Origin of the sequence: Paraburkholderia sp. PREW-6R, from assembly GCF_039621805.1 — a bacterium.
Taxonomy (GTDB): Bacteria; Pseudomonadota; Gammaproteobacteria; order Burkholderiales; family Burkholderiaceae; genus Paraburkholderia.
Genome location: NZ_CP155073.1, coordinates 318,928 through 334,516, shown reverse-complemented (window position 1 = coordinate 334,516; position 15,589 = coordinate 318,928). Strand labels below are relative to the sequence as shown.

The 15,589-nt window shown below is 62.6% G+C and carries 17 protein-coding genes; 5 read left to right on the top strand and 12 right to left on the bottom strand.

Annotation, left to right across the window (positions count from 1 at the left end; all coding sequences use genetic code 11):
- Positions 1–22: 22 nt before the first annotated feature.
- Positions 23–496, bottom strand: coding sequence for a DUF2244 domain-containing protein (locus AAGS40_RS01490; RefSeq protein WP_345812751.1), 474 nt, complete (start codon positions 494–496; stop codon positions 23–25).
- Between the two features lie 329 nt (positions 497–825).
- Complete coding sequence (locus AAGS40_RS01485; RefSeq protein WP_345812750.1) at positions 826–1,791, bottom strand: methyltransferase domain-containing protein; 966 nt, start codon at positions 1,789–1,791, stop codon at positions 826–828.
- Positions 1,792–1,875: 84 nt separating this feature from the next.
- Between AAGS40_RS01485 and AAGS40_RS01480 the strand changes: the two genes are divergently transcribed.
- Positions 1,876–2,661, top strand: a complete 786-nt coding sequence (locus tag AAGS40_RS01480; protein ID WP_345812749.1) for a ComF family protein — start codon at positions 1,876–1,878, stop codon at positions 2,659–2,661.
- 18 nt (positions 2,662–2,679) lie between these two features.
- On the top strand, positions 2,680–3,150 hold the full coding sequence (gene trmL, locus AAGS40_RS01475) for a tRNA (uridine(34)/cytosine(34)/5-carboxymethylaminomethyluridine(34)-2'-O)-methyltransferase TrmL (RefSeq protein ID WP_345812748.1): 471 nt from the start codon (positions 2,680–2,682) through the stop codon (positions 3,148–3,150).
- Here trmL and AAGS40_RS01470 read toward each other — a convergent pair.
- From AAGS40_RS01470 to AAGS40_RS01450, 5 genes are all read right to left on the bottom strand, one after another.
- Positions 3,123–3,671 carry an O-acetyl-ADP-ribose deacetylase gene (locus AAGS40_RS01470; RefSeq protein WP_345812746.1) on the bottom strand — a complete coding sequence of 183 codons (549 nt, stop codon included), beginning with the start codon at positions 3,669–3,671 and terminating at the stop codon, positions 3,123–3,125. The two genes, trmL and AAGS40_RS01470, sit on opposite strands and share 28 nt — an antisense overlap.
- 97 nt (positions 3,672–3,768) lie before the next feature.
- On the bottom strand, positions 3,769–4,767 hold the full coding sequence (locus AAGS40_RS01465) for an NAD(P)H-dependent glycerol-3-phosphate dehydrogenase (protein WP_345812744.1): 999 nt from the start codon (positions 4,765–4,767) through the stop codon (positions 3,769–3,771).
- 22 nt (positions 4,768–4,789) lie between these two features.
- The gene (secB, locus tag AAGS40_RS01460) at positions 4,790–5,260 is read right to left on the bottom strand and encodes a protein-export chaperone SecB (protein ID WP_345812743.1); all 471 of its coding nucleotides are present in this window, start codon (positions 5,258–5,260) and stop codon (positions 4,790–4,792) included.
- Between the two features lie 183 nt (positions 5,261–5,443).
- Positions 5,444–5,707 carry a glutaredoxin 3 gene (grxC, locus tag AAGS40_RS01455; protein ID WP_345812742.1) on the bottom strand — a complete coding sequence of 88 codons (264 nt, stop codon included), beginning with the start codon at positions 5,705–5,707 and terminating at the stop codon, positions 5,444–5,446.
- The gene (locus AAGS40_RS01450) at positions 5,704–6,144 is read right to left on the bottom strand and encodes a rhodanese-like domain-containing protein (RefSeq protein WP_345812741.1); all 441 of its coding nucleotides are present in this window, start codon (positions 6,142–6,144) and stop codon (positions 5,704–5,706) included. Before AAGS40_RS01450 ends, grxC begins: the two co-directional genes overlap by 4 nt.
- 135 nt (positions 6,145–6,279) lie before the next feature.
- Between AAGS40_RS01450 and gpmA the strand changes: the two genes are divergently transcribed.
- The 3 genes from gpmA (at position 6,280) to moeB (ending at position 9,832) form a co-directional block, all read left to right on the top strand.
- Positions 6,280–7,029, top strand: a complete 750-nt coding sequence (gene gpmA / locus AAGS40_RS01445; RefSeq protein ID WP_345812740.1) for a 2,3-diphosphoglycerate-dependent phosphoglycerate mutase — start codon at positions 6,280–6,282, stop codon at positions 7,027–7,029.
- A gap of 313 nt (positions 7,030–7,342) precedes the next feature.
- Positions 7,343–8,917, top strand: a complete 1,575-nt coding sequence (locus AAGS40_RS01440) for a S41 family peptidase (RefSeq protein ID WP_345812739.1) — start codon at positions 7,343–7,345, stop codon at positions 8,915–8,917.
- Between the two features lie 162 nt (positions 8,918–9,079).
- Entirely contained in the window at positions 9,080–9,832 is a 753-nt protein-coding gene (gene moeB / locus AAGS40_RS01435) for a molybdopterin-synthase adenylyltransferase MoeB (protein WP_345812737.1), read from the top strand.
- A gap of 89 nt (positions 9,833–9,921) precedes the next feature.
- Here the strand turns inward: moeB and ptsP are convergent, their stop codons facing one another.
- From ptsP to gshA, 5 genes are all read right to left on the bottom strand, one after another.
- Complete coding sequence (gene ptsP / locus AAGS40_RS01430) at positions 9,922–11,670, bottom strand: phosphoenolpyruvate--protein phosphotransferase (protein WP_345812736.1); 1,749 nt, start codon at positions 11,668–11,670, stop codon at positions 9,922–9,924.
- A gap of 279 nt (positions 11,671–11,949) precedes the next feature.
- Positions 11,950–12,219, bottom strand: a complete 270-nt coding sequence (locus AAGS40_RS01425) for an HPr family phosphocarrier protein (protein ID WP_345812735.1) — start codon at positions 12,217–12,219, stop codon at positions 11,950–11,952.
- Between the two features lie 118 nt (positions 12,220–12,337).
- A complete protein-coding gene (locus tag AAGS40_RS01420) occupies positions 12,338–12,865 on the bottom strand; it encodes a PTS mannose transporter subunit IIA (RefSeq protein ID WP_345812734.1) in 528 nt (175 codons plus the stop codon).
- Positions 12,866–13,232: 367 nt separating this feature from the next.
- Entirely contained in the window at positions 13,233–14,189 is a 957-nt protein-coding gene (gene gshB, locus AAGS40_RS01415; RefSeq protein WP_345812733.1) for a glutathione synthase, read from the bottom strand.
- A 101-nt stretch (positions 14,190–14,290) separates the two neighbouring features.
- A complete protein-coding gene (gshA, locus tag AAGS40_RS01410; protein ID WP_345812732.1) occupies positions 14,291–15,580 on the bottom strand; it encodes a glutamate--cysteine ligase in 1,290 nt (429 codons plus the stop codon).
- Between the last annotated feature and the right edge of the window lie 9 nt (positions 15,581–15,589).

Genomic DNA, 15,589 nt, shown 5'->3' with positions numbered 1-15,589 from the left:
AACGGCGCGTGCCCGGCACGTTCTAACAACGTGCGAGCCACATGCGCAGTTCGCCTGCGAACTGCGCGCGCCGATACTGCGCGAGATGTTGCCCGATCATGATCGTCTGCCCGCGCGAGACCAGTTTGATCTGGTCACGCGGCGTTGCGCCCGCCTCGATCCGCACCCAGCGCGGATTGAATTCGAACTGCGTGAGCCGATCGGCGCTGACCTGCTCGATGACGAGCCGATTTGGAAACAGCCGGATACGCTCGTAATCCACCGCATGACGCGCATAAATGGCAAACGCAATGCCTACCGCAAGCAATTCGACGCCGGTGAACGGCAACACCAGCCACGCGCCGACCAGTACCAGCATGAAAGCAATGGCCAACGAGAACAACGCAAGCGACACATAGAAATACACGAACTGCCGCGGCGATATCGAACAGTTGCGTTTCATCGTCCAGTCTTGCAGAACCGGTTCCGAATTCGCCAGCAGATCAGATGCACCCACCGCTGCCTCCTGCCGATTGTCTCCAATCCACGCACTGCCTGCGACATGTTTTGCAGCCCCGGACACCGGGCCCGCTCGATCACTGCCGCGCTTCTCCTGCTGCAGCCCTTAGCCTCGGGCCTGTCGCCCCAAATGTGGGAACGCCGGGCGACAAACTGACGCATTATAGGCGCGATCCATAGCATCCACAAGCAAGCGCCGATCGGCCCACAAGCCCCTTGCGACAAGCCTCCGCGCCATTTTGACGCGGCTTTTGTGCGTCTGTCGAAGCGGTAATTTCAGGCATAACAGATGCCCTCTTTACGCCTCGCCGATTGCTCACCGATTGCTCACCGATTCCTTGCAGAACCCCTGCCGATATCCTCGATCCGTACGATTCCGTGACCTTCCGCCGTGGTGCGCGGCACAGCCTTCCATGCGTGTCCGTAGATCACTTCGAACGTCAGCGCGATCGTGCCGTCGGCGCGCCGGCCCGCCTCGAGCGCTGCGAGCAATGCCTTGTGCAACCGGCGCGCCGCCGCGCCAGGCACGGCTTCGCGCTCGAACGGATAAGCGCCCCAGCGACGCACGTCGGCAAGCAGCGACCCGGGTGACTTGTAGGTGATGGTGAGCGTCTCCTGGTCCATCACCGGGATTTCGAAGCCGCTTTCCACCAGCATATCCCCGAGATCATGCATGTCGACGAAGTCGATCACATGTTTGCGCGACGTGACGCCATGCGCGGCCTCGACCTCCGCATACGCGCCGCGCAACTCCTTGAGCGAGTCGGGGCCGAGCGTGCTGAACATGAGCAGGCCGTTCACTTTCAGCACACGCTGCCATTCGGGAAACACGAGATCGGGGCGCGAATGCCAGTGCAACGCGAGATTGGACCAGACGAACTCGAACGCGCCGGCCGCGAACGGCAGCGCCGAGAAATCGGCCTGTGCGAAGCGGGGCCCGCGCGCGCCGAGCGCCTTGCCGATCGATGCGGGCAGAAAGCGCCGCCAGCTCGTGTCGCCCGAGTCATGCTGCAATGCACGGACGAGCATGCCGTGCGACAGGTCGGAGCCGAACACCGGCGCTTCCGGGAAGCGTTCGCGCAATGCGGGGATGTCCTCGCCGGCGCCGCAGCCGGCGTCGAGCACGCTCGATGGCGCGACCTTGATGTAGTCGAGACGCTCACGCATGCGCTGCGCAATCTCGCGCGGCAGGAACGCGACGTCGTCGAAAGTCGCGGCACGGCGGTCGAAAATCCGCCGCAGGCGCCGGGAATCATAGGCCGGACGGCCAGATTGAGCGGTTGTTGGGGACATGGGTGTCGTGCTGGCGTGAAGCAGGAAGTATACTCGTTCGCTTCCTTCCATTCAGCGTGATAGGCCCTCGCGGGCGGTCCACACATGCCATTGCGGCAAATTTCGTCGTCGTGCGGTCGATCCATTGCGCAGTTCGCGCGCAGGGTGCGTTCGGCCTGGCCCCGCGTGATGCACGCCGCGCTGCCGAATCTGTGCGCGTTATGCGGCAATTTGTCGCATAACACGTTGTGCGGGGATTGCGACGACGCTCACTGGAACGAAGGCCGGCTTCGCTGCGTTGCTTGCGCGCTGCCGCTCGCGTCCGGGCGGCGCGTGGCGCCTCTGAAGTATCTGTGCCCTGACTGTACGCGCGAGCCGCCGCCGTTCGACGCGACATTCGCGCTCGCCGACTACCGTGCGCCGCTCGACACGCTCGCAGTCGGCCTGAAATTCCGCGCCCGGCTGATGCTGGCCGACGAATTCGCACAACGTCTCGCGCGCCTCGCGCTAGACACCTGGCAAACCGCCGACGAGCGCCCGGATGTCATCGCGCCCGTTCCGCTTGCACGCAGACGTCTGGTCGAGCGCGGCTACAACCAGGCGTGGCAGATTGCCAGACCGCTCGCTCGCGCGCTTCAGGTTCGCGGCGAAGCAACGCTGGTGCGGCGCGTGATCCACACGGCGCCGCAATCCCGGCTCGACCTCGACGCACGCCGGCTCAACGTGGGCCGCGCGTTTCAGGTGGCGGTTGCGGTGCAAGGCTTGCACGTGGGTATCGTCGACGATGTGATGACGACCGGCGCCACGCTCGAAGCGCTGGCCCGCACGCTGAAGGCGGCAGGCGCGCGACGCGTCACCAGCTTCGTCGCGCTGCGCACGCCAAAAAACTAGTTTTCAACCAATCTCGCCATGTTCAATGTCGTTCTCGTAGAACCCGAAATTCCGCCGAACACCGGCAATGTCATCCGCCTGTGCGCGAATACCGGCGCACGTTTGCATCTGATCGAACCGCTCGGCTTTCCACTCGACGACGCCAAGCTGCGCCGCGCGGGCCTCGACTATCACGAGTACGCGCAGATGAACGTGCATGCCGACTGGTCGGCGTTCATCGCGAAAGAGTCGCCTGACCCAGCCCGGATGTTCGCCTTTACCACCCGCGGCGCCGGGCGTTTTCACGAGCACGCGTTTCACGCCGGCGACTGGTTCGTGTTCGGCGCTGAAACGCGCGGCCTGCCCGACGGCGTACTCGACCAGTTCGAGAACCCGCAGCGCGTGCGCTTGCCGATGCGGCCGGGCAATCGCAGCCTGAATCTCTCGAATTCCGTTGCTATCGTGGTATTCGAAGCGTGGCGTCAAATGGGCTTCGAGGGCGGCGCCTGACGCCTTTTCAGTTCGGTTTCATAGCGCGCCAACATTGCTTCGTCGAAGCAGGCGAAGATTACCCGCTCGATTTGCGGCGTGTGCGGCAAGGTTTCGAGCACGGTGCTGACCGCGATCGGCACGGCTTTGTTGGCGGGAAAACGGTACACGCCACAGCTGATCGCCGGAAACGCGATGCTCGTGCAATGCGCGGCCCGCGCCGCCTCCATTGAACGCTGGTAGCAGGAGGCGAGCAGATCGGCCTCGCCATGCGCCCCGCCGCGCCACACGGGACCCACCGCGTGAATCACGTGCTTTGCCGGCAGGTCGTAACCGCGTGTGACTTTGGCGTCGCCGGTCGCGCAACCGCCGAGCGTCTCGCATTCGCGCACCAGCTGCTTGCCGGCCGCGCGGTGAATCGCGCCGTCCACGCCGCCGCCGCCCATCAGCGACGTATTCGCCGCGTTGACGATGGCATCCACGTCGAGCGTGGTGATGTCCACCACGCGGGCTTCCAGCGTGCACTGGTTGAATCTGAGCATGAGAACCTCGCTGATCCGAAGCGTCGATGAAAACGTGGACAGCGACAGAAAGCAGCCGTTCAGCGCAATACAGCGCTAAACGGCTGATCGACAACGCTTATTCAGCTTTTGAGTCGCGCCGCAACAGCGCGCTGACGGCGTCGCGGGGCGCCACCGCGTCGAATAGCACGGCGCAGACCGCCTGTGTGATCGGCATCTCGATCGAATGGGCGCGAGCGATGCCAAGTACGGCCTGCGCGCAACGCACGCCTTCGGCGACATGGCCCAGCCCGCCGAGAATCTCGTTCAGCGAACGACCGCTGGCAAGCTGCACACCCACCGTGCGATTGCGCGACAGATCGCCCGTGGCGGTGAGAATCAGGTCACCCAAGCCGGTCAAACCCGTGAACGTCTCCGCGCGTCCGCCGAGCGTCACGCCAAGCCGCGACATTTCCGCGAGACCGCGTGTGATCAGCGCGGCCCGGGCATTCAGGCCAAGCCCGAGACCGTCGGCGATACCCGTTGCAATGGCCAGCACGTTTTTCACCGCACCGCCCACTTCCACGCCGACGAGGTCGTCGCCGGTATAGATGCGCATGGCGCCGTGATGAAACGCCGCGACCGTACGCTCGCGACAGGCCGCCGACGCACTCGCGATGGTCAGCGCAACCGGCAGGCCCTGCCCCACTTCCCGCGCGAAGCTCGGACCGGACAGCACGCCGTTGCTGGCGTGCTCGGGCAGTTCGGCGGCCACCACCTGATGCGGCAGCAACTGCGAGTCCGCTTCAAAGCCTTTGCACAACCACACGATGTTCGCCGGCACCTTGCCCGCGGCACGCATGGCCTGGAACAGACCTCGCAATCCCGCCACCGGCGTGGCGACGACGCAGAGCGCACTTTCGCCAGGCGCGTGGCCGAGCGCGGCGGCGAGGTCCGCTTCGTAGCGAAGCGACGCCGGCAAAGCAACGCCCGCCAGATAGCGGGCGTTTTCGTGCGAAGCGGTGAGGTCGGCGACGAGTGCGGGCTCGCGCGCCCACAGCACCGTGTCGTGACGCGCGGCCAGATGGCCGGCGAGGGCTGTTCCCCACGCGCCGGCGCCGAGTACAGCCACCTTCATAGCCGGCACTGCCTGTGACCGGTTAGTGCGCGACGCCGTTCTGCGCCGCGCCTTCCTGGCCGCCAAGCTGCGCAAGGCGCTGCTCGTACAGTGCCTGGAAGTTGATTTCGGCGAGGTGGATCGGCGGGAAACCGGCGCGCGTGATGGCGTCTGCAATATTCGAGCGCAGGTACGGAAACAGGATGGTCGGGCAGGCAATGCCGACGAGCGGATCGATCTGTTCAGCCGGAATGTTGCGGATGTCGAAAATGCCGGCTTGCTTGGCTTCGATCAGGAAAGCAACCTTGTCCGACACTTTGGCCGTGACGGTGCCCGTGACGAGGATTTCGAACACGGTGTCGGCGAGGCGCTCGGCCTTTACGTCGACTTCCACTTCCACCGACGGCATTTCCTGCTCGAGGAAGATGCCCGGCGAATTTGGCTGCTCGAGGGACATGTCCTTCAGATAGATACGCTGGATGTTGAAGAACGGCTGATTATTCTCGTCGGACATGATGGGGGATCCCAAATAGATAGGCGTAACGGCAGCCCATGATTTTCACGGGCCGCCAGATCGTTGCGACGCATTGCCGGCCTGCCAGGGCGGCGCTGCGCCAGTGTGTCGAGTCCGCCGGTCTGCGCGCCGGCTGGCGCGCGATTCAGGCAGTGGATTCAGCAATGACTTCCGGCAATGACTTCAAGCCGTAGCTTCGAGCAAAGGCGTCAGACCGCCCGCGCGATCGAGCGCGGACAGGTCGTCGTAGCCGCCGACATGCGTCTCGCCGATGAACACCTGCGGCACCGTGCGACGACCGGTCCGGGTCATCATTTCTTCACGCCGGGCCGGATCCTTGTCGATCAGTACCTTTTCGATGTGCTCGACGCCGCGCGACTTTAAAAGACGTTCGGCCATCTGGCAATACGGGCACACCTGGGTGCTGTACATGATCACTTTGTTCACTTGGCTGCTCCTTGTTTCACGACCTGCTGCTTCACGACCGGCATGCCGGCTTTCTGCCATGCGTCGACACCGCCGTCGAGAACGTGGACTTCCGCATATCCCGCATCCTGCACGATACGCGCTGCCTTGTTCGACTGCTGGCCATTCTGGCAAACCAGCAGCACCGGATTGGTTTTGTTCTTCACGAGCTGCGCGACTTTGGCCTGCAATTCCGCGAATTCGAGATGCCGTGCCGCGGGCAGGTGCCCCTTGGCATATTCCGCGGATGGCCGCAGATCGATCACCGCCGCATTGCGCCGGTTGATCAGTTGCGTGGCTTCAGCGGCTGACAGGCCGCCACGGCCGCGCCGGCTGATGGTCGGCCACAGCAGCAGTCCGCCGGAGATGAGGACGATCGCGATCAGTACAAGGTTTGTGTAATCAGTGAAAAACTTCACGGAAAATCCGCCGAAAAAGAGAGAAATCGAAAAGGGCAATCCAGCCATTATAAAATAACCACCTGACGCGATGGCGGCGCTCCTTCCACGGACCCCGCAACGCTTACTGCTTCCCCACTACCGACCGGCAATCTCATGTACAAACTCGTTCTCATCCGCCACGGCGAATCGACGTGGAACAAGGAAAACCGCTTCACGGGCTGGGTCGACGTCGACCTGACGGAGCAGGGTAATCGCGAGGCGCAGCAGGCGGGTCTGCTGCTGAAGCAATCAGGCTACGCGTTCGATATCGCCTACACCTCGGTGCTCAAGCGCGCGATTCGCACGCTGTGGCACGTGCAGGACCAGATGGATCAGATGTATATCCCGGTCGTGCATTCGTGGCGGCTGAACGAACGCCACTATGGCGGTCTGTCCGGTTTGAACAAGGCGGAAACCGCCGCCAGATTCGGCGACGAACAGGTGCTGATCTGGCGCCGCAGCTACGACACGCCGCCGCCGCCGCTCGACGCGTCGGACGAACGCGCGCCGTACAACGACCCGCGCTATGCCAAGGTGCCGCGCGAGCAGTTGCCGCTCACCGAGTGCCTCAAGGACACGGTGGCGCGCGTACTGCCGCTGTGGAACGAGTCGATCGCGCCGGCCATCAAGGGCGGCCGCAACGTGGTGATCGCCGCGCACGGCAATTCGATCCGCGCGCTGGTGAAGTACCTCGACAATATTTCGGACGACGACATCGTCGGCCTGAATATTCCTAATGGCGTACCGCTCGTGTATGAACTGGACGCCGACCTGAAGCCGATCAAACACTACTATCTCGGCGACCAGGATGCGATCGCGAAGGCGCAGGCTGCCGTGGCAAAGCAAGGCAAGGCCGCTGGCTGATCCGCCATCTCCCTGCCATGTTGGCGCCATGCATGCAGCGGCATGGCGTTCCTCGGGCTGCGCCAGCCGGCAATGCATACCGGCTTGCGTGGCCCGAGTCTCGTGGTCGGTCCGACAACGCGCCATGTCTCCCGTCCCGCCTGTTACCGCACATTACTTTGCAGCGAAGGTTACGATCTCACGAACCAGCTGCGGCCTCGGCTGTCGAATCTCGATTGCCTGCGCTGCGCCCTGAGTGGGCGGGTGTGCAGTTATACTTGTCCGTCCCTATCTCTATCGACGCTGCCACGCGCTTCCGACCGCAACAGACTCTATGCGAAAGAACCTGAAAAATATCGGCCTGATTGCCGCGGGCCTTGCTACCGGTGTATTTGCAACCCTGCAACTTTCCGCTTCGGCCCAGCAGCCCGCCAGCGCCGCAGCCACCCCGCTTCCGCTGGACCAGCTCAGGCTCTTCGCCGAAGTATTCGGGCAGATCAAGCACGAATATGTCGAACCGGTCGACGATAAAAAGCTCCTCACCGCCGCCATCAAAGGCATGGTATCGAGCCTCGACCCGCACTCGTCGTATCTCGACAAGACCGATTACGAGGAATTGCAGGAACAGACCAAGGGTCGCTTCGCGGGTCTCGGCATTGAGATTTCATCGGAAGACGGCCTGATCAAGGTGATCTCGCCGATCGAAGACACACCCGCGTTTCGCGCCGGCATTCGTCCGGGCGACCTGATCACGCGCATCAACGACAAGCCGGTGCGCGGCATGACATTGGACCAGGCTGTGAAACAGATGCGCGGCGATCCGGGTACCAAGGTCACGCTTACGATCTTCCGCAAGACCGACGACCGCACGTTCCCGCTCACCGTGACTCGCGCAATCATCAAGGTGCAGTCGGTCAAGATGAAAATTCTGGCGCCGGGCTACGCGTACATCCGTATTACGAGCTTCCAGGAGCGCACTACGCCTGACCTCGCAGCAAGACTGCAGGACATCGCGCGTCAGCAGCCGAATCTGAAGGGCCTCGTGCTCGACCTGCGCAACAACGGCGGCGGTCTGTTGCAAAGCGCGGTCGGCGTGGCCGGCGCGTTCCTGCCGCCGAATTCGGTTGTGGTGTCAACCAACGGCCAGATTCCGGATTCGAAACAGGTGTATCGCGACACCTACGACAACTACCGTCTGCAATCTTTCGACAGCGATCCGCTGAAGGACGAAGCGCCGATCTTCAAGACCGTGCCGATGATCGTGCTGACCAACGCGTACTCGGCTTCGGCGTCGGAAATCGTCGCGGGCGCGCTGCAGGACCAGCATCGTGCGCTGATCGTCGGCAAGACCACGTTCGGCAAGGGCTCGGTGCAAACCGTTCGTCCAATGACCGCCGACACGGCGCTGCGTCTGACCACGGCGTACTACTACACGCCGAGCGGTCGTTCGATCCAGAACAAGGGTATCCGTCCTGACATCGCGGTGGATCAATACGCGGAAGGCGATCCGGACGACGCACTGGTTACCCGCGAAGTCGACTACTCGAACCACCTGGCCAACACGCAGGATCCGAACGAGAAGAAGGAAGCGGAACAGCGCGAATCGGACCGCATGGAACAGTTGCGCATCCTCGAGGAGCAAAACGACAAGAAGACGCCCGAACAGCGTCAGAAAGATCGTGACCGCAAGCCGGTGGAATTCGGTTCAAGCGACGACTTCATGCTGCAACAGGCGCTGAACAAGCTGGAAGGCAAACCGGTTCAGGAATCGAAGTCGCTGAGCGAGCGCCGTCTCGCACAGAGCAAGCCGGGTACATCGGCGTCCGCACCGGTTGCGGTCAAGCCGACGCAACCGGTGCCGGGCGCGTCCGCCCCGGCCGGCGCTTCGGCAGCTACGCCGGCGAACTAAGCCTCGTTCGTTGGCTTCACGGGCCTTCGCAGCCTCGCTGCGAAGGCCCTTCCGCTCCTCGCAACACCTTCACCGTGCGCGATTAGAATAGCTATAACCAGCACACGCACCGCAGTCTCTCCGCCTGCGTCACACTGCGCGATTCACCCACGCGCTGCCGCCATGAACGACGATCAACTCCTTCGCTATTCCCGTCATATCCTCGTCGACGAAATCGGCATCGAGGCGCAGCAGCGTTTTATCGACGCACACGCGATCATCGTCGGCGCGGGCGGATTGGGGTCTCCCGCTGCAATGTATCTGGCGGCGGCTGGCGTCGGGCGGCTCACACTGGTCGATGGCGACACGGTCGACCTCACCAATCTGCAACGGCAAATCCTGCACGTGACGGCCTCGATTGGTCGCGCAAAGGTGGAGTCGGGGCGCGACGCGATCGCTCAACTCAATCCCGAAGTGAAGGTGAACGCGATAGCGGAGCGCATCGATGACGCATGGCTCGATCGCGAGGTGCCGCACGCTACCGTCGTGCTCGACTGCACCGACAACTTCGCGACGCGTCACGCGATCAATCGAGCATGCGTGAAGCACCGCGTGCCGCTCGTGTCGGGCGCGGCGTTGCGATTCGACGGCCAGATCAGCACGTTCAATTTTCGCGACGAAGCGTCGCCCTGCTACGCGTGCGTGTTCCCTGAAGATCAAGCGTTCGAGGAAGTCGCGTGTTCGACGATGGGCGTGTTCGCGCCGACGGTCGGCATCATCGGATCGATGCAGGCGGCCGAGGCGTTGAAGGTGATCGGCGGCATGGGCACGCCGCTGATCGGTCGCCTGATGATGCTCGATTCAATGCGTATGGAATGGAACACCATGCGCATTGCACGTCAGCCGGATTGCCCGGTGTGCGGGCAGCAGCATTGAGTCGCAGCGCTGAACGGCGCAATACGTGAGGACAAAAAACACCGCTCGTTGCGGTGTTTTTTACGTTTACACCCCAGCGTGGGCACTTTTCAAGCCTGCGCCACACGTTTGAGCGCCGCCTGCACCTCTTCCGGTTCGAACGAAGCCAGCACATCGGCAACCGGCTTCTCGAGCGTTTTCAGATGCGAACGCAGCACTTCCTGCTTCACGACCAGCAACTGGCTCGGGTGCATCGAGAACTCGGTGAGTCCCATGCCGAGCAACAGGCGCGTCAGTGCCGGATCACCCGCCATCTCGCCGCACACCGACACGGGCACGCCCGCGCGTTTTGCTTCACGCAGCGTGAATGCGATCAGATGCAGCACGGCCGGGTGAAGCGGATCGTACAAGTGCGCGACCGAGTTATCCGCGCGGTCGATCGCCAGCGTGTACTGGATCAGATCGTTGGTGCCGATGGACAGGAAATCGAGCCGCTTCAAAAATAGCGGTAACGCGATCGCAGCAGCCGGAATCTCGATCATCGCGCCAACCTGGACGTTCGGGTCGTAAGCGATGCCGGCGTCGTCGAGCTGACGTTTGGCCTCACGGATCAGATCGAGCGTCTGGTCGATTTCCTGCGCGTGCGCGAGCATGGGAATCAGAATTTTCACCGTGCCGAACGCGGACGCCCGCAAGATCGCGCGCAGTTGCGTAAGAAACATCTGCGGCTCGGAGAGGCTCCAGCGGATCGCTCTTAAACCGAGCGCAGGGTTGGCAGCCGTTTCGTAGCCGTCGCCGCCGCCCATCGAATCGAGCGGCTTGTCGGCACCCACGTCGATCGTGCGAATCGTGACCGGCATGCCGTTCATCAGCTCGACCGCGCGACGGTACGCGGCAAACTGCTCTTCCTCTTCCGGCAAGCTGTTCTTGTGATTCATGAACAGAAACTCGGTGCGGAACAGACCCACGCCCGTTGCGCCCGAATCGAGCGCCGCACGCGCGTCGTCCGGCAACTCGATATTCGCGCACAGCTCGATGCGCGTGCCACACAGCGTTTGCGTCGGCGAAAATTTAAGACGCTGCAGTTTGCGCTGTTCGAGCGCCTTTTCGCTTTGACGATACGAATATTCCTCGAGCACGATCGGCGCTGGATCGACGATCACAATGCCATGATCGCCGTCCACGATGATCAGGTCGTCCTGGCGGATCAGCGCGCTCGCATGCTGCACGCCCACCGCCGCCGGAATGCCGAGACTGCGCGCGACGATCGCCGTGTGCGACGTGCGACCGCCCAGGTCCGTCACGAAGCCCTGGAACGTCTGTGTCTTGAACTGCATCATGTCGGCCGGCGCAATGTCGTGCGCAACGACGATCATTTCGTCGCACGCACCATGCACGCCGTCGCCTAGCCCGGCCGACGCACCAGCCAACGCTTTCAGCACACGCTCCACCACCTGCTCGATGTCGGCTTTGCGTTCGCGCAGGTACTCGTCTTCGATATCGTCGAAGTGGCGCGACAGTCGTTCGAGCTGTTCGGTGAGCGCCCATTCCACGTTATAGCGGCGTGTGCGGATCAGATCGATGGTCTCCTGCACGAGCATCGCGTCGTTCAGAATCATGGAGTGCACGTTGATGAACGCGCCCATTTCGCTAGGCGCGTCGGCCGCGAGGTCCGCGCGCAAAGTGTCCAGCTCGTGATGCACATGTTGCTGGGCCGCGCGAAAGCGTTCGATCTCGCTCTCGATCTGAGCGGGCTCGATCAGATAGTGGTCAACGTCCAGTGCAGCCGGGGCGATCAGGTAAGCGCGCCCAATGGCGATACCGCGTGACACGGGAATTCCATGCAGCGTGAATGACACGCGCACCTCCTCTAGTTGTGTGATGCCGCGGCAAACCGCTGCAAAGCACTCAGACACTCGTTCTCATTATAAATTCCGTGCTCTGGGCAAGAGCACCGGCGGTATGTGCAGCGCAGCACGATTAGCACGAAGGCCGCTTTCCATTGCGCGCTCAATTGCGCTATAACACGCTCGGACCTGTTATCTGACTGCTGACTTGTCGCGAGCGCAAAGTGTGACGCGCTAAAAAAAACGCCGCGGTAAAGCCGCGGCGTGGGTGGGTTGGCGATGCACGCGCGCTTACTGCCCCTCGCCGAATTTATCAGCGATCAATTTCAACAATGCGTCCATCGCTGCTTTTTCGTCGGCGCCTTCGGTTTCGATCAGCACCGTGCTGCCGATGCCCGCGGCCAGCATCATGACGCCCATGATGCTTTTCGCGTTGATACGGCGGCCATTACGGCTCATCCAGATTTCCGACTGGTAGCTGCCCGCGAGTTGCGTCAACTTGGCCGACGCGCGCGCGTGCAACCCCAGCTTGTTCACAATAGTCGTTTCCTGTTGCAGCATATGTTGGTCCGAGAGCGCGGGTAAGCGTTGTCAAAAAATCGAATCAAAACCGTCGGGATCGCGCATCCTGGGCGCGATCGTCGTAGCTGGACGCGGACGACAGTCCGCCTGCCTGCGGCTAGATGCCCGTGGACGTCACCTTCTGCGTGAGGTCGGCGTCTTCGGGCAAAGCCGGTAAGCAATCGCCGGGCGCAGCGTCGGGCGGCAGTGCGGGTAGACAGTCCCCAGACGCTGCTGGGGGCGCCACCGGCGGCGGCGTGGCCGGCCCGATCGCATGCACACCCTTGGTAGCGCCTGCCAATGCCTTGTCAACCAGCGTGTCGAGCGGCGTGGCGCGATAACACACGGCGCGCACCAGCATCGGCAGATTGACCCCGCATAACACCCGCACGTCGGGGGCCGAGGCAAGCCGCCCGGCGATATTCGCGGGCGTCGCGCCAAACATGTCCGTGAGCACGAGCGCGCCGTTTTCTTCTTTCAACCTGTCGATCTCGGAGTTCGCGAACGACACCATCTGCGCAGGATCGCAATCCGGCGAAACGTCGATGACGCCGATCCGAGCCGGCAAGCCGCCATAGATATGCGAAATACAGTCGCGCAACGCGGTGGCGAACGGAGCGTGCGCAATGATCAGAATGCCTGCCATGTCAGCCTTACTGCAAAATAACGGCCACGAACCGTGGACCGGGACGATACCCGGTTCGCAAGCGCTCTCGACCGGCCGTGGGTCATGAGAGCCGGATTGCGCCCCATGCGCATTACGGCGAGCTGCGCGGCGCAAATCAGCCATTACGCGCGCAAACCAAGTCTCGCCAAAGTCCGTCAGCCCTGCTCGTGGCGCCTGACGGGCGCCGCGTTGCCGGCCTCGCGCGAACGAGCGGGCATTGTATCAGGCCCATTTTCACGCCAAAGCCAGTCTCAAGCTCAAAGCGGCCTTGCAACCGCGACTGACGCGGGGTTAACACACAGTTTGGGGACGAGGGCGGCCATTCAAGTGGGCCGATCGACCCCGCTCAGCCGGCCGCGCGCTCCAGCGCGTCGGTGAACATGGCGGCAACGTCGAATCCTGTCTGGTCCATGATTTCGCGGAAACACGTCGGGCTCGTCACGTTGACTTCGGTGAGCCAGTCGCCAATGGCGTCCAGGCCGACCAGCAGCAGACCGCGCGCCGCCAGAACGGGGGCGAGCGTGTCGGCGATCTTACGGTCGTGATCGGTGAGCGGGCGAGCCACGCCAAGTCCGCCTGCTGCCAGATTGCCACGCACCTCGTTGCCCTGAGGAATACGCGCGAGCGAATACGGCACTGCTTCGCCGCCGATCAGCAAGATGCGCTTGTCGCCTTCCTTGATTTCCGGGATGAATTTCTGCGCCATCACCGAACGCGCGCCATCGTGGCTCAACATTTCGATGATCGAGCCGAGATTCATGCCGTCGGCCTTCACGCGGAACACGCCCATGCCGCCCATGCCGTCGAGCGGCTTGAGGATCACATCGCCATGCAGTTCATGGAACGCACGCAGTCGCGCCGCATCGCGCGTCACCAGCGTGGGCGCAACGAACTGCGCAAATTCGCCGATTGCGAGCTTTTCCGAGTGGTCCCGGATTGCCTGCGGCTTATTAAAGATGCGCGCGCCGCCGCGCTCGGCCAGCTCCAGCAGCCACGTCGACGTGACGTACTCCATGTCGAACGGCGGGTCCTTGCGCATGACGACTGCGCTAAAGCTTTTCAGCGAACGCGGCGCGGCAGCCTCGGCCGCATACCACGTTTCACGATGCAGATCCGTCACGTCGCCGGTAATCTGGAAGCGCTGCACGTTCGCCTCGACGTCGCCGCCCGTCCACGCCAGATGCTTAGGCTCGCAGGTGTACAGCGTGTGTCCGCGACGCGCGGCCTCGGCCATCATCGCGTAAGTCGAGTCTTTGTAGATCTTGAACTGCGTGAGCGGGTCGGCGATAAAGAGAATGTCCATGAAAATTCCGGTGCGCCCTGTCGGGCTTGGCATTGATCGTCAATATAGTCGCTGGAAATGAAGATGGCGGCACGCATGCCGCCATCGGCCACCCAATGTGGCTAGACCTGGATCGCTTCCGGATCGGTCTTTTCCAGTTCAACCGACGCGGCCAGCAGTCCAAGCCGCGCGACTACGCCATACATGTAAAAGCGATTCGGCGGCGCGGCGCCAGGCTTGGCATGCGCGTCCGGCAGCGCCGTGTGTTCGAAGCCAAGCGGCACGAAGTGCATACCGGGCGCGTTCAGATTCTGGTCGCGTTCACGGCTGCCATGCACGCGGTAGAAACCGCCCACCACGTACCGGTCGATCATATAGACGACGGGTTCGGCCACTTCCTCGCCAATGCGCTCGAACGTGTACACGCCTTCCTGCACGATCACGTCATGCACGTCGAGTCCGTCTTTGGTAGCGGCCATCTTGGCGCGCTCGCGCTTGGTGAGCGCGGCCACCTCCGACGCGTCGTGCACGGTCATCACGCCCATGCCATAGGTGCCGGCGTCCGACTTGATCACGACGTACGGCTTCTCCGAGATGCCGTACTCGCGATACTTCTTCGCGATCTTCTTTAGTACGCCGTCGATCGCTTCGGTCAGCGCTTCTTCGCCAGTGCGTTCCTGGAAGTCGACGCCTTCGACGTGCGCGAAGTACGGATTAATCATCCACGGATCGATTTCGACCATTTTGGCGAATTTCTTCGCGACGTCGTCATAGCAGGAAAAGTGCGTGGACTTGCGGCGCACGGCCCAACCCGCGTGCAGCGGCGGCAGCAGATACTGCTCGTGCAGATTTTCGAGCACGGGCGGAATGCCGCCCGACAGGTCGTTATTCAGCAGAATCGAGCACGGGTCGAAATTCTTCAGACCGAGACGCCGCTGCGAGCGCTCGAGCGGTTCGAGCACCAGTTTCTGGCCGTCGGCGAGCGCGATCGTCACCGGCCCGTGGATGCTCTCGTCGAGCGTGCCGAAACGCACGTTCAGGCCCGCCTGGCGCATGATCGCGGCGAGCCGTGCAACGTTTTCAAGATAGAAGGCATTGCGCGTGTGGCGCTCGGGAATCACCAGCAGATTTTTTGCGTCCGGGCAGATCTTTTCGATCGATGCCATGGCGGCCTGCACGGCGAGCGGCAACACTTCCTCCGGCAGATTATTGAATGCGCCGGGAAACAGATTGGTGTCGACGGGCGCAAGCTTGAAGCCCGCATTGCGCAGGTCGACGGAACAGTAGAACGGCGGCGTGTGCTCCTGCCATTCGAGCCGGAACCAGCGTTCGATGGCGGGCGTAGCGTCGAGGATCTTCCGCTCGAGATCGAGCAGCGGGCCGTTTAACGCCGTAACTAGGTGCGGAACCATTGATCACTC